This is a genomic window from Heliorestis acidaminivorans (assembly GCF_008933955.1).
Lineage (GTDB): Bacteria > Bacillota > Desulfitobacteriia > Heliobacteriales > Heliobacteriaceae > Heliorestis > Heliorestis acidaminivorans.
In genome coordinates, this window is record NZ_WBXO01000001.1 from 514221 (window position 1) to 527462 (window position 13242).

Sequence of the window (13242 nt, forward strand, 5' to 3'; positions counted from 1 at the left end):
TTCACGCAACTCCCTTTATAATCTTCACTACCTCAGCAATTTTTTCTCTTGTAATCGGTTTTTGTAAAAAGGTAAGAGCACCGAGGGCCATGACTTCATCTTTTACAAACTTCTGAACATCGGCTGTTAAAATAATAACTGGTTGATAAGGGTCTTCTTCTTTGATCTTTTTCAATACTTCTTGACCTGTCATCCCTGGCATAAGCAAATCCAGTAAAACAAAATCAGGACTTTCTCGCAAATAAGTATAATAGCCTTCCACACCATCACCAGCTGTTATATATTCAGCTTCTGGCAATAACTCTTTCAGAAATCGAACAAGTTGCGTTCTATATACTTGAGAGTCATCAACAATTAATATCTTCATAGCTCTTACCTCGCTTATGGACCTATCTTTATTAATATATTAATGATTCTTCTTTTAATAGCCTAGTTCCTTCTCTTGTCTATTTATGTTGTTATTTTTTTGTTTGTTTAAATAAAAAAGGCCCCTCTCGTTGAGGGGCTTCTAGATAAGGTACTCTATTCGTTAATATTCATTAGGCATTTTTTTCATCTCTGCCAAGGTAAAGACAGGTCCGTCGAGACAAATATAACAACTACCGATGTTACAGCGTCCACATTTGCCTATACCACATTTCATGCGCATCTCTAACGTTGTAATTACGTTCTCTGCTGTAAAGCCTAGCTTGTCGAGAATGCCTAACGTGAACTTAATCATAATAGGAGGACCACAGATAATACAGACTGTATTATCTGGGTTAGGCTTTAGCTCTTCCAAAAAAGCTGGGACAAAGCCTACATTACCCTTCCAATTATCATCACCTCGATCGACCGTCACAGATACTTGAAAATCTCGAACAGCAGGCCAAGTTTCGAAAAGATCGTATTGGAAAACTAGGTCCGCTGGTGAACGTGATCCATAGACAAGGTGAAGCTTTGCAAAATCATCGCGATGATCAACACAGTAACGTACTGCTGTACGAACTGGCGCCAACCCGATGCCACCGGCGATAAAAAGCACATTTTTGCCTTTAATCTGGTCCATAGGAAAACCGTTACCATAGGGGCCACGAATTCCTACCGTCTGTCCTGGTACAATTTCGTGTAGTTCATCAGTAAGAGTTCCTACTTTTTTGATCGATAATTGTAAGTGATCAGGAGCATCGGTGGCGGAAAACATGGCTTCACCTACGCCAGGCAGAGATAACATGGCTAGTTGTCCTGGAGCTGTATGAAAAGGTACTACCATTTGACCGTTTTCTTCTTTGGATATATAGAAAGTTTTTACGTCTGGTGTTTCTTCGATAATTTTGGTAACTTTAGCTTTCATTGGTATGAGAGGATTGATTCTTTTGATTTCTTCTGTTGTTGCTTTGGCCAAGTTCTCCGGAGTTGCGTTATCCTTAACCATTAACTTTCGCCTCCCTCACCTGATTGATCACATCAGTGATCTCCAGGTTCACGGGACACTTGGCGATACAGCGCCCGCAACCCGTACATTGATATTTTCCATATCGTTCTGGGAAATAGCGTAGTTTATGCATAAAACGTTGACGAACTTTTTCTTTCTTGCTAGGGCGAGGGTTGTGTCCTCCAGCCATCATAGCGTATTCGTTAAACATACAGGAATCCCAACACTTAATCTTAACACCACAGTGTTGGTTTTTCTTTTTCTCTGAAATGTCAAAACAGTGACATGTGGGGCAGAGATAGGTGCAAGTGCCACAGTTGATACATTTGCGCCACAATTGATCCCACAAGGAATGCTCAAACATAGCTTGCAATTTCTCGGCAATACCTTCACTGTCAACTTGCAGTACAAATTCTTCTGGTACTAAGACTTCAGCGGAAGATTCACTCAACAAGCCAGCTACGGCAAGGGCTTCAACTACTTTTTCACCTTTTTCAGTCCGCCCTTGGATACCGTAGTAGTCACCAAGATCATAAAGTTGGGCATCAGCACCTTCATGTTCTACAGGGTTAAGTCCCATAGAAGAGCAAAAGCAATCAGCACCAGCCTTGCTACAACCGAGTGCAACGATGGTTGCACCTTCTCGTCGAGTTGCATAGTATTCGTCTATATATCCTCTGGTCAAAAAGACATCGTCCATGCAAAGTATGGCTTGCATATCACAAGAACGTACGCCAAAAAGAACGCAAGCTGTACGGTCTGGTAATATTTCTTCATAATCACCATCGATTCCGTAGGCGGTAAAGTTGTATATTTTTTCCGTAGAAGGAAAGAAAATTTCTTTGGGGCTGATAGCGCTGTTTTGCTCTAAAGACACTTGGATATCAGCTCTATAAGGGTAATAGCGATGAGTTTCATCGACAAGAGCCGGTACATAGAGAGTCCCTTTGCTTGCTAAAGTCTTCAGTACTTCTTGTAGTTTTGCTTTGGGAAAGGCTTTCAAGACGGAATCACCTGCCTTACTTTTTCGAATATGAACGCTTTGGCCTGTCTCCCATTCCTACAGAAATTCTTCTGGATCGTCTAGTTTGAAGTGATTTAGAGGGCCGGCCTCTTCAAGGTCTGTACCAGCATCGTAAGTGCCAAAAAGTTCATCAATATCTTGCATAATCTTACGATTAATTTTCATGATGGGAATACCGGCAGGGCAAACCCGTTCACATTCGCCACAGTCAACACAACGTCCGGCTACATGCATAGCTCTTGTGATTCCAAAAAATGCATTATCTGTTGTTGTTGCCGCTTTGTTGACCCAACCTTTTTTGTCTGATTCAAAAATACATTCGCGACAGTTACAGGCTGGGCATATATTTCGACAGGCATAGCAACGGAGGCACTTCTCATGTTGCTTTTGCCAAAAAGCATACTTCTCATCAGCACTGAGCGCTTCTATTTCTTTTACTTCTTGGTAACGTTCTTTGCCTTTGCTTCCTACGCCTTTTTGGATCGCTCTTTCTGCTGTTATGCCTATCGGTACACCTGGCTCTTTCGTCACTTGCACATCACCAAGCGTCCGGTCTGCTAGTACAGGATTAGGGTAGCGACATTCTTGGCATTTGCGAAGCAACGGAAGATCGTGGACATGGCGTTGATCTTTTACAGCTTCTTTGTCAACCATCCCAGGACAAGGTAAACCAATAACAAGTACTTTTTCTGGATTGACTTGTTTATCTTGTATCAGACGTAAGATTCCTCGGCTATCACAACCTTTGACGAAGATGGCAATCTTGTCATCACTGTTGCGATAGTCCAAAAGCAAACTGGTGAGATTGTTGATAGCAAATTCATCGTAATGAAGCTTAATAGCATCTTCTGCTTTTTGTATAAAGAGAGGGGGTGTAAGGTACCAGCGACTGCCTTTGGTCCAACCAAAAACACCCTTTACTTCACCTGAAGCTAGGAGTTCTTGAGCCAGTGCTTGCATTTCTTTGATTAAACTGTTCATAGCTCCTCCCTCAACTTTTTGTTCGGTCCAAGAGCTTTTACTTCTTCTGACATTTGGGTCACTACATCACGGAATTTAGGTGCTTCAGAGCCTGAGATCCAACGAGCTTGAAAACGTCTTGGATCGATACCCATATATTCAAGAAGCCTCTGCATAAGCAAGTAACGACGACGGGTAAAATAATTACCTGTTGAGTAGTGACAATCACCAGGGTGACAACCAGCTACTAGTACAGCATCGGCACCTTTTTGAAAAGCTCTTAATACGAATTGAGGATTAGTACGACCAGAGCAGGGAACGCGAATTAGTTTGACATTAGGTGGATATTGCATTCGTGACAGACCGGCAAGGTCGGCACCTGCATAGGTACACCAGTTGCAGGCAAAACCTACAATGTTAGGCTCCCAATCCTGAGCGGTTTGCTTCTTATCTTCTACCGTTGACACAGCGCATCCACCTCCGCCAAGATTTGTTCGTTCGTAAAGCCGTTGATATTCATTGCGCTAGAGGGACAGTTAACTGTACAAGCACCACAGCCCTGACAAAGACCAGGATTGACTACTGCTACGACGCGCTCCTTCATTTGCCCATGAACACGTTCACTAACTTTTTTCTTCTCAATAGCTTTATAAGGACAGACAGATATGCAAAGTCCGCACCCTGCACATACTGCTTCGTTACATTCCGCTATCATCGCTTCGGAAGTTAATTCTCCTTTGGATAAAAGACCTGTAGCTTTTACTGCGGCGGCAGAAGCCTGCGCTACTGATTCGGGAATGTCTTTCGGCCCCTGGCAAACACCAGCTAAATAGATACCGGCAGTATGGGTTTCAATAGGTTGTAGCTTAGGATGTGCTTCCGTATACCAACCATGTTGATCGTAGGAAATACCAAGAGTACGCGCTAAGGCAACGGCGTCAGCACGAGGTTCCATGCCAGCGGCTAAAACAACTAGATCAGCTTCTATCTCTACAGGCCGTCCGATTAAGGAGTCTTCTCCTCGAACAATAAGCTTGTCGCCTACTTGGAATATCTTCGATACGCGACCGCGAATATACTGGCCATCATATTGCTCCTGTGTCCGCTTATAGAATTCTTCGTAGCTCTTACCACCTGTTCTCACGTCCATATAGAAAATATAAGATTTTGATTGAGGCATTTTCTCTTTTATCAACGTGGCATGCTTGGCTACATACATACAACATGCTTTAGAGCAGTAAGGACGACCTTTTGCTTCATCTCGAGAGCCTACACATTTGATGAAAACAATCTTTTCTGGAACTTTACCGTCAGAAGGTCTTTTTATCTTACCGGCTGTGGGGCCTGAGGCGTTCATCAGGCGCTCTAAATGAAGGCCTGTGATTACATCAGGATAACGACCAGCGCCGTATTCTTCGTATTTAGAAATATCAAATTGATCAAAACCGGTAGCAACAACGATTGAACCATAGCGTTCAACGATTACTTCGTCTTTTTGCTCATAGTCTACAGCTTCAGTAGGACAAATCTTTTTACAGACACCACATTTGCCATCAAGTAGATAGCGGCAATGTTCTGCATCAATAACAGGCTTGTTCGGTACAGCTTGGGGAAAAGGTACATAAATAGCTTTGCGAGGACCTAGGCCCATCTCAAACTCAGAAGAAACTTTCTTAGGACACTTTTCTTGACAAGCGCCACAACCTGTACATTTATCAAAATCTACATAACGAGCTTTTTTGCGAATTGTGACGTCAAAGTTACCTACAAAGCCATCAACAGCTGTTACTTCTGCGTAGGTAACCATTTCAATATTAGGGTGCTGTGCCGCTTCTACCATTTTGGGCGTTAGAATACAAGCTGAGCAATCAAGAGTTGGGAATGTTTTGTCAACTTGAGCCATTCGTCCACCAATAGAGTGTTCTCGATCCAACAAAGTTACTTGAAAGCCATTGTCGGCTATATCGATGGCCGTCTGAATCCCTGCGATACCTGCACCAATGACTAAGGCTCGCTTTGTTACAGGGATAGTGCTTGAACTAAGAGGTTCATTTTTTCTAGCTTTAGCTACAGCCATACGAAGGAGATCGATGGATTTCTCTGTTCCTTTTTCTTTATCAGCATGAACCCAAGAACATTGCTCACGGATGTTGACTTGTTCAATCATATAGGGATTAAGGCCAGCTCGCTCTGCACATTTACGAAAAGTAGGCTCATGCATACGAGGAGAGCAAGCCGCTACAACGTAGCCATCTAGATTGTGCTCTCTAACAGCATCTTGGATCAACTGCTGTCCCGGTTCAGCACACATATATTTATAATCGCATGAGTAAACAACGCCAGGAAAGTCTTTCGCTACTTCTGCGACTTGATCACAGTGAACTGTATTAGCAATGTTTGTACCACAGTGACATACAAAAACACCGATTCGTTTCACGCCTTTACCCTCCTCATTGACCAGCGGGGGCGCTTATATTTTGAAGCAACGATTTGGCTTCTACGAAATGTTTGTCTAACCCTAATTCATTAGGAGCAATGCCAAAAGCCGTACCCATAAGTTCCGTAAAATAATAGACAGGCAAGTTAATAGATATGCCTAAAGCTTTTTCTGCTGCCTTTTGTCGCATGTCTAAATTAGAAGTACAGAGTGGGCAAGGTGTGGCAATACAGTCTGCACCGGCTAATTTAGCATAGTGCAAGATCTTTGCTGTCATCATAACTGCCGCATCTACACGAGTGAGCGACAGAGCTCCACCACAACATTCTGTTTTGTAATCCCACTCTACAGGAGTTCCACCTAAAGTTGTAATGATGCGATCCATCATAAGTGGGTGCTCTGTGCTGTCAATGGCTACTTCGGGTGGCTTGACAAGTAGACAGCCATAATAACAGGCTACTTTCAGTCCTGTTAAAGGTTTTACAACTTCTTCTCTTATTCTTTCTTCTGAAAGATCGTTAGAGAAAACTTCTAAGATTGATCTAGCCCTTGCTTTCCCTTTCAGATTCATTTCAATAATTTCGGATATTTCTTCTCTTGTTTCTTCCTTCTGAACGGCTAGCTCAGACATTTTTAGCCTTTGATAACAAGCGGCACAAGGAATAGCAATATCATTAAGTCCATATTGCTCTGCTAAGGCTAGATTTCTTGCTGGCAAAGCTTTCGCTAAAAGAGGATCAGTATTATGAGCAGAAGAAGCACCACAGCAATTCCAATCAGGAATCTCAACGAGATTAATATCTAATTTCTTGGCAACGACTGTGGTAGACATACCATATTCAATCCCTGTTCCATGTAAGGAACATCCGGGGTAGAAACCGTATTTCACTTCTGGCCACCTCTTTTCTTCTGCACGTTCTTAAATATTTTTGCTACAGCTTCTTTATTCTTAATAGATTCAGGTAAAACTTTTAGCTTACCTTGCATCATCATAGAGGGCGCTAACATGGCATCTTTGAACCATTGACCAGATAAAAGGTTATAACGCATGATAAGTCCCACTTCATGAAGACGTCCATGATTAGAAACAGATTGTAAGAACAAATCGTTAAACAAGTCTGCTCTTTTGTCAGCTACAAGTCCTGCTTTTTTCGCTTCTATCCGTAAAGCTTCCATAACCTTAGCTGGTTCTACATGACGAGGACAGCGTGTAGAGCATGTCTCGCAGGAAGCACAAACCCAAATGCTATAGGTAGTTAAAGCTTCTTTGGTAAGACCTAACTGTACCATGCGAATAATTTGTCTAACCGTATTCTCCATAGCAAAAGCCGCAGGGCAACCGGCAGAACATTTTCCACATTGGTAACAAAGAGATAGATCACTTTCGTATTCCTTTTTTAAGAGCGCTCGAAATTCATCACTGTCAGGTACTGTATTGGACAGTTGAATTGAACCCATCGTAGACTCGACCTCCTCAAGCAAAATCGTTAAATGTTCAGAGAAGTGACAAGAGGACGGGGAAATTTTTATTTGAACTTAATGGATTTCAAGGACAACTGTTGGGGCTTTGTGTAAGCTTGCGTAAATTCTCACAAGGCTAGTTAAAGTCAATTTTACTTATAAAAAAGAAAAATTTCCTTATAACTACAACGACTTCTATTCGCTCCCTTACTGTTAATTCCTTCTTGGTAATAAAAAATTCATAAAAACTGTATTTGTGAACTCAATAGTCAAGTTTATGAGCGAGTTATCACATTTACAAGCTATTTTATTGTTATTGTATCATTAATTCAAGTGTTGAAGTTATATAAGATTTTTCCACTTATATTTAAAATGTTTGTGCAACCTTTGAATATAAATAAAGGTTGCACAAGCTAAGAGGTTTATTTTTTATTTTCATTCTCTATATATTGCTCAATGATCTTAGTCAAGCCTTCTATGTCATTAAGATCTAGAGAAGGAACAGGTACTTCAAAAGTTTGATCAGAAGCAATAGCTATCAACTCTTCTAGAGGCGTAATCAATCCTCGACCGAGACAAGTTCGATGAACTTCAATTTTTTTCTGAGAACCTCTTTTATACCCTTCTGTAAATATAATGTCTACACCGGAGATACGTTCTAGAATTTGCTCTAGTGCTACCTCTTCTGCTAGCTTCTCAATTATGGCAACTTTAGTGGGTGTGGATAAGACAACTTTATCTGCTCCAGCTTGTCCATGTCGCCAAGTGTCTTTGCCTGGCCGATCTATCTCGGCGTCGTGGTGACTATGTTTGACAGTAGCTATTCTATAGCCTCTTTTTTTCATCTCTACAATAATTTTTTCGAGCAACGTTGTCTTACCAGAATTAGAAGTGCCTACAATAGAAAGGACTGGAATCTTATTCAATTTTCCTGACTCCCTTCTTTTCTTGAAATGATCCGAGAGGGATGGGTATACAAGTTCATTCGTTGACCACGTGCAAAACCTAAAACGGTAACTCCGATTTGCTCTGCATATTCTATGGCCAAATCTGTAGGCGCAGATCTAGAGACAATTATAGGGATAGCCATTTTTGCAACCTTGGTGAGTATTTCTGAAGAGATTCGACCTGATGTAAGCAGTAATTTGTCATGGAGCGGCTCTTTATCGGTAAAGCACTTGCCTAATATTTTATCAACAGCATTATGTCGTCCCACATCTTCACGATAGAGCAGTATATCTTGCTCATCACATAATGCGGCTGAGTGTACTCCTCCCGTCTCTTGATAAAGCTGTGACATTTTCTGCATTTTTTGCATTAGTTCGAGAATTTTTTTGGCCTCAACTTGTAGAGAAGAAGTCACTTTTTTTTGGCTTTGTCTCGCATCATCGATGTGATAAAAGGTCGTCCCTTTGCCACATCCTGTTGTTATAAATCGTTTCATAAAAGTGCTTTCTGCTATCTTCGATACATCAGCTTCTATAAAAACCTGGCCCTTCTCTTCATCAGAGTAAAGCGTCTTTATCTGATCAGCCTTTTTAATAAAACCTTCAGCCGCCAGAAAGCCGATAGCTAGGTCTTCTATATACTCTGGTGTTGTAAGCAAAGTAACAATTTCTTGTCCATTTAGATAGATGGTAAGAGGCCATTCTCTAACAAGTTGATCTTCTACCTCTTCTGCAAGTAAGCCTCCCTGTTGAAGACGGGTTATGGAGTAGCTTTTTGTTTTGTTCATGCTTCCTGTCCTCTATTTATAGCTTTCTCTTTGGCCTTAACATAATCTTCTGGTGTGTTAACATTAAAGAAGAGTTGGTCTAAGGACTCCCAATGATTTAGTACATCTTCTTCTATATACCTAACTTTTACTAGATTATAGAAATCAGTTATCTTTCCTACGCCTTTGTGCAGTGTCACTTCGATGGCATGGATACAGTTTTTGGAATATACTGCATAAAGAGGTTGTAGATAAGTACCTATTTTCGGTACAATAACATCGTAGCCTTCAGATAGGTGTAAGAGCTCATCAATAGAAGTCTTTTGTATAAAAGGCATGTCACAAGCAACTATAAAGTTATAGTGATTAGAGGAGACCGTCAACCCAGCATGGATTCCACAGAGAGGGTTCTTATAAGGCAATAGATCAGGTGTAATCGTAGCTTCTATGTCTTTATATAGTGCTGGTTCATTAGTTACTATGATTATTTCCTGCGTTACCTGTGCAAGCTCTTCCATAATATGTTCTATCAGTACTTTTTGACCGAAGGGTAAGAAAGCTTTGTTCATTCCCATTCGTTTGTTTTGTCCACCTGCTAGAATTATTGCTGATAGGTCCATCTCATCTTCACCTTTTCTATATTTGCTACATTTTAAGCAGGGCATTGACAAGAAGAAGAAAATGACAAGGAGGTCTCTTCTTGAAAATATCTTTTAGGCTTTCTTATCTACCTTTAATTCTTCTTTGCTTTGTTATCCTGGCTTTTGCTATCATACCTGTTCTAAGGCAAAATCTGATAGTCGCTGCTGAACTGATGATCAGTGGAAATATGTCAGGTTTACGAGATTATATATTGTCATTCGGTATAGCCGCTCCGCTTGTATCTTTTTTGCTCATGATTTTCCAAGCCTTTGTTTCGCCTATTCCTTCTATTCTTATCTTCATTGTTAACGGAGCTATCTTTGGAAAGTGGTTAGGCTTTTTTCTCTCTTGGTTTAGCTCTTTAGCGAGCGCTCTTTTTTGCTTCTGGCTTGCCCGTCAATTAGGTCGCCCTTTTGTTGCTCAATTTGTTAAAGCAGGTTTTTTGGCCGAGATTGATGATTTTTTGGCTCATTATGGTTCTATGGCCGTTATGTTGACAAGAATGCTTCCCTTTATGCCTTTTGACTTTACTTCTTATGCCTTCGGTTTATCTAGGGTAACTTGGTGGTCTTTTACCTGGGGTACTGCTGTAGGTCAAACACCAGCTATTGTTTTCTATAACTTTCTGGGTTATCGTTCTTTTGCCTTTTGGGAATATGTACTTTACTTTACTCTCTGGCTTCTTCTGCTAATTATCCTCACGCCTCTAATTAGCCGCTGGCTCAAAAAGAAAGAACAGGATAGTATAACTACACCGCACAGTTAAGTTAGTTAACCCCGTGTTTGTTAAATCACGGGGTTTTCTTGATGGTCAAAAATTTATCTGTTTCGTCTGGAAATCTAAGCTAATGAAAAGCGTTTTACTTGTATCTCTTCTTTGTCTTGATCATAAAGTACAAAGCTGCCTAGCTTATGATCTCTTGGCTCACCAACAGAACCTACTCCAACAATATATCGACAATCTTTTTGCAGGGAAAAGACTTGGCCATCTTGCAATAAAATTTGCCGAACATCGCCTTCATGATATTCAAAACAAGTAAGCGTATGTTGATGACCATGAAAGCAAACTCTGAAGTCTTGTACATTAAAGTTCTTCCATGCTTGCTCTTCATTATGAATTCTTTCACCTAAAGGGTCGCGAGGACCACCGTGAAGCAGCAAAATATCCTCGCCTATTCTGCGCTCTGTAGGCCAGGCTTCATAGAAATCCCATAAGTGCTCTTTTACTTCTTCTGGACGATGATTATACAAGACATAAGCATCACAATTACCACGTACAGCAATAACCTTTTCTTGGTGTAATATCTCTAGTGTTTCATAAAAGCCAGCACCATCACGGTAATTTGGTACATCTCCAAGAAAGATAATCTGGTCTACTTCTTTTAACAAGCTTAATGCTTTATGCAATGCCTTTACTTTGCCGTGAATATCAGAAATGATTCCGTACAGCATAGTTTAAGACCAACTCCTCTCCTATCAAGTGCTTCTCCGTTCATTAATGACCTTGTCTGTACATAGCTAGTTAATCAGCTTTTGCTTAAGAACATAAAGAAGCGCAGTGATGCTGGTTCTGTTGGCTTTTTTATAACAGGCACATAGGGTCCTGATTCTTTTGGTGTACAAAAAATTGAATTTTTCTTTTTTCTGTTTTGGCTTTCTCTCTAAGCTCTTCAGCTAGTTGAGCCATGGCTGGATTTTCGGTGGCAAAGTGTCCAGCATCAAAAAGGTCCATCCCAAGAGAAAGAGCTTCCTGACCATCATGATATTTTAGATCGCCTGTGATCAGTAAGTCTGCGCCTTTATAGCGGGCATGGCCAATAGTAGAACCGCCTGATCCACCGCAGACAGCAACTTTTTGTATTTTTCTATTTTTATCTTTCCCTACCCAACGTAAGGAAGTAATATTTAAGTTTTTCTTCACTTGTTCTGCAAAGTCTTGTACAGAAAGCGGTTCTGCTAAATAGCCAATACGACCCAACCCGTTAGCTTTACTTTCGTTTAACAAAGGATAGAGATCGTAGGCTACTTCCTCGTAAGGATGTGCTTTGAATAGGGCTTTTAAGACTCTCTTAAGCTTTCTTTGAGAAACGATAGTTTCTAATCGAGCCTCCTGTACTTCTTCAGGTGAACCGACTTTTCCGATATGAGGGTTAGCCCCGTCTAAGGGCAAGAAAGTGCCTGTACCCTCTGTTCTGAAGGTGCAATGACTATATTGACCAATGTGGCCTGCACCTGCATCTCCCATAGCTTGTCGCACTTTTTCTTCATCTTCTAGAGGGACAAAAACTACAATCTTGACGAGCTCATCTTTTTTGTCTTCATACAAAGGTTCGATCTTTTCTAAGCCTACTTTGGTCGCTAGGACATCATTTACGCCACCTTGGGCAATATCAAGGTTGGTATGGGCAACGTAAATCTGTAAGTCATTTTCGACTATTCTTTTGATCATACGTCCTTGTTGGTTATCCCAGCGCAAATTAGCAAGAGGCTTGAAGATCAAAGGATGGTGTAAAATAATCATCTGACAGTCTTTAGCTAAAGCTTCATCAATTACTTGCTCATCTAAGTCTAAAGCTAGATATACATTTCTAACTTCTGTGCCTCCATAGCCAATTTGCAAACCAATTTGATCCCAATGTTCAGCCAAACGTGTAGGCGCTATATTTTCAATCCATTCAATTATTCTTCCGCAGGCAAGAGCCATTTCTTCACCTCTTCTAAATCATTAATTCTCTTTTCTTTGGCTTCTAATGCATGCTTGGCCACATTACGTCCTGCTTGCATACCTGACAAAGCACGCTGTTCTTTTATGATATGTTTTTCAATCATAGGAATTAGTAGTTTATGCTTTTTCTCTAGTAATCGTGGACCTAAAAGCCACTGTATAGACTCATCTATAGCAAACTCTTTCATCGAAAGTTTTGTGCTTTTGGTTCTATTCTCTTTCTCGAAACCTTCCTTAATATCCTGCTCAAGAAAGCTCTGCTCAAGCACAATAACTTCGTAGATCCGCTTGCCTTCTTCGATCAGATCTTCCTCAATAATTTTCCAGCCTCTCTGTAAGAGCCACTTTCGTAATTCTGTAGCACCTTCTAGTGGCTGTAAAACCATCCTTTTTAGCTGATCAACCTTGTCTGCTTGTACACCTTCTTGCAGTATTTTGAGTATAGTACCGCCACCCATGCCTGCAATTACTAATGTCTCTACTTCACCAGCTTTGATAGGTTTCAAGCCATCACCTAGACGAACTTTAATCTTACTATCTACGCCATAAGCTTTAACATGCTGACGTGCCGCTTCTGCAGGCCCCTGATGAACATCTGTAGCAATGGCTCGGTCAATCTTTCCTGCCTTAACAAGGGCAACTGGCAAATAAGCATGATCAGTACCTACATCGGCTAGTACCGTGTCAGCTGGCACAGCCTCTGCTAAGCGAGCTAGTCTTGGGCTTAAGTCCATAGGTTCCACGGTTCCTCTCTAACTATATTAAAAAGTTTTCTCTATCCCCTGAGTCTCTACGGTTTTCCCACGTTAAGAAAATAAAATCAAAAACCCCTCTGCCTAAACAGGCAAAGGGGTGCTTAATTCAC

15 protein-coding genes are annotated in these 13242 nt (G+C 41.0%); 1 reads left to right on the forward strand and 14 read right to left on the reverse strand.

The features are described 5' to 3' along the window. Position 1 precedes the first annotated feature (1 nt). From F9B85_RS02490 to mobA, 11 genes are all read right to left on the reverse strand, one after another. The gene (locus tag F9B85_RS02490) at positions 2-367 is read right to left on the reverse strand and encodes a response regulator transcription factor (protein ID WP_151618123.1); all 366 of its coding nucleotides are present in this window, start codon (positions 365-367) and stop codon (positions 2-4) included. 162 nt (positions 368-529) lie between these two features. After that, entirely contained in the window at positions 530-1414 is an 885-nt protein-coding gene (locus F9B85_RS02495; RefSeq protein WP_151618125.1) for an FAD/NAD(P)-binding protein, read from the reverse strand. Next, positions 1407-2417: a 4Fe-4S dicluster domain-containing protein gene (locus F9B85_RS02500; protein WP_151618127.1), complete on the reverse strand. Its 1011-nt coding sequence runs from the start codon at positions 2415-2417 to the stop codon at positions 1407-1409. The genes F9B85_RS02495 and F9B85_RS02500 overlap by 8 nt, the downstream gene beginning before the upstream one ends. A gap of 57 nt (positions 2418-2474) precedes the next feature. After that, positions 2475-3419 (reverse strand): 4Fe-4S dicluster domain-containing protein, encoded by a 945-nt coding sequence (locus F9B85_RS02505; protein ID WP_151618129.1) that lies wholly within the window; start codon positions 3417-3419, stop codon positions 2475-2477. After that, positions 3416-3865, reverse strand: coding sequence for a hydrogenase iron-sulfur subunit (locus F9B85_RS02510; protein ID WP_151618131.1), 450 nt, complete (start codon positions 3863-3865; stop codon positions 3416-3418). Before F9B85_RS02510 ends, F9B85_RS02505 begins: the two co-directional genes overlap by 4 nt. Then, positions 3853-5835 (reverse strand): CoB--CoM heterodisulfide reductase iron-sulfur subunit A family protein, encoded by a 1983-nt coding sequence (locus F9B85_RS02515; protein ID WP_151618133.1) that lies wholly within the window; start codon positions 5833-5835, stop codon positions 3853-3855. Before F9B85_RS02515 ends, F9B85_RS02510 begins: the two co-directional genes overlap by 13 nt. 13 nt (positions 5836-5848) lie before the next feature. After that, complete coding sequence (locus F9B85_RS02520) at positions 5849-6724, reverse strand: CoB--CoM heterodisulfide reductase iron-sulfur subunit B family protein (RefSeq protein WP_151618135.1); 876 nt, start codon at positions 6722-6724, stop codon at positions 5849-5851. Further along, entirely contained in the window at positions 6721-7293 is a 573-nt protein-coding gene (locus tag F9B85_RS02525; RefSeq protein WP_151618137.1) for a 4Fe-4S dicluster domain-containing protein, read from the reverse strand. The genes F9B85_RS02520 and F9B85_RS02525 overlap by 4 nt, the downstream gene beginning before the upstream one ends. 425 nt (positions 7294-7718) lie before the next feature. After that, on the reverse strand, positions 7719-8222 hold the full coding sequence (gene mobB / locus F9B85_RS02530) for a molybdopterin-guanine dinucleotide biosynthesis protein B (protein WP_151618139.1): 504 nt from the start codon (positions 8220-8222) through the stop codon (positions 7719-7721). Then, the gene (gene fdhD / locus F9B85_RS02535) at positions 8219-9031 is read right to left on the reverse strand and encodes a formate dehydrogenase accessory sulfurtransferase FdhD (protein ID WP_151618141.1); all 813 of its coding nucleotides are present in this window, start codon (positions 9029-9031) and stop codon (positions 8219-8221) included. Before fdhD ends, mobB begins: the two co-directional genes overlap by 4 nt. Next, complete coding sequence (mobA, locus tag F9B85_RS02540) at positions 9028-9630, reverse strand: molybdenum cofactor guanylyltransferase (protein WP_151618143.1); 603 nt, start codon at positions 9628-9630, stop codon at positions 9028-9030. The genes fdhD and mobA overlap by 4 nt, the downstream gene beginning before the upstream one ends. An 80-nt stretch (positions 9631-9710) precedes the next feature. Between mobA and F9B85_RS02545 the strand changes: the two genes are divergently transcribed. After that, positions 9711-10418 (forward strand): TVP38/TMEM64 family protein, encoded by a 708-nt coding sequence (locus tag F9B85_RS02545; protein WP_151618145.1) that lies wholly within the window; start codon positions 9711-9713, stop codon positions 10416-10418. Between the two features lie 74 nt (positions 10419-10492). On the opposite strand, the gene F9B85_RS02550 is transcribed toward F9B85_RS02545, so the two are convergent. From F9B85_RS02550 to F9B85_RS02560, 3 genes are all read right to left on the reverse strand, one after another. After that, the gene (locus F9B85_RS02550) at positions 10493-11104 is read right to left on the reverse strand and encodes a metallophosphoesterase family protein (protein WP_151618148.1); all 612 of its coding nucleotides are present in this window, start codon (positions 11102-11104) and stop codon (positions 10493-10495) included. Positions 11105-11234: 130 nt separating this feature from the next. After that, positions 11235-12356 (reverse strand): Nif3-like dinuclear metal center hexameric protein, encoded by a 1122-nt coding sequence (locus F9B85_RS02555; protein WP_151618151.1) that lies wholly within the window; start codon positions 12354-12356, stop codon positions 11235-11237. After that, the gene (locus F9B85_RS02560; protein WP_151618153.1) at positions 12332-13111 is read right to left on the reverse strand and encodes a tRNA (adenine(22)-N(1))-methyltransferase; all 780 of its coding nucleotides are present in this window, start codon (positions 13109-13111) and stop codon (positions 12332-12334) included. Before F9B85_RS02560 ends, F9B85_RS02555 begins: the two co-directional genes overlap by 25 nt. Between the last annotated feature and the right edge of the window lie 131 nt (positions 13112-13242).

Excerpts from the sequence above, each read along its gene's own strand:
- F9B85_RS02560 (WP_151618153.1), bottom strand. The coding sequence starts at position 13,111 with ATGGACTTAAGCCCAAGACTAGCTCGCTTAGCAGAGGCTGTGCCAGCT.
- mobA (WP_151618143.1), bottom strand. The coding sequence starts at position 9,630 with ATGGACCTATCAGCAATAATTCTAGCAGGTGGACAAAACAAACGAATG.
- F9B85_RS02490 (WP_151618123.1), bottom strand. The coding sequence starts at position 367 with ATGAAGATATTAATTGTTGATGACTCTCAAGTATATAGAACGCAACTT.
- fdhD (WP_151618141.1), bottom strand. The coding sequence starts at position 9,031 with ATGAACAAAACAAAAAGCTACTCCATAACCCGTCTTCAACAGGGAGGC.
- F9B85_RS02495 (WP_151618125.1), bottom strand. The coding sequence starts at position 1,414 with ATGGTTAAGGATAACGCAACTCCGGAGAACTTGGCCAAAGCAACAACA.
- F9B85_RS02525 (WP_151618137.1), bottom strand. The coding sequence starts at position 7,293 with ATGGGTTCAATTCAACTGTCCAATACAGTACCTGACAGTGATGAATTT.
- F9B85_RS02555 (WP_151618151.1), bottom strand. The coding sequence starts at position 12,356 with ATGGCTCTTGCCTGCGGAAGAATAATTGAATGGATTGAAAATATAGCG.
- F9B85_RS02550 (WP_151618148.1), bottom strand. The coding sequence starts at position 11,104 with ATGCTGTACGGAATCATTTCTGATATTCACGGCAAAGTAAAGGCATTG.
- F9B85_RS02505 (WP_151618129.1), bottom strand. The coding sequence starts at position 3,419 with ATGAACAGTTTAATCAAAGAAATGCAAGCACTGGCTCAAGAACTCCTA.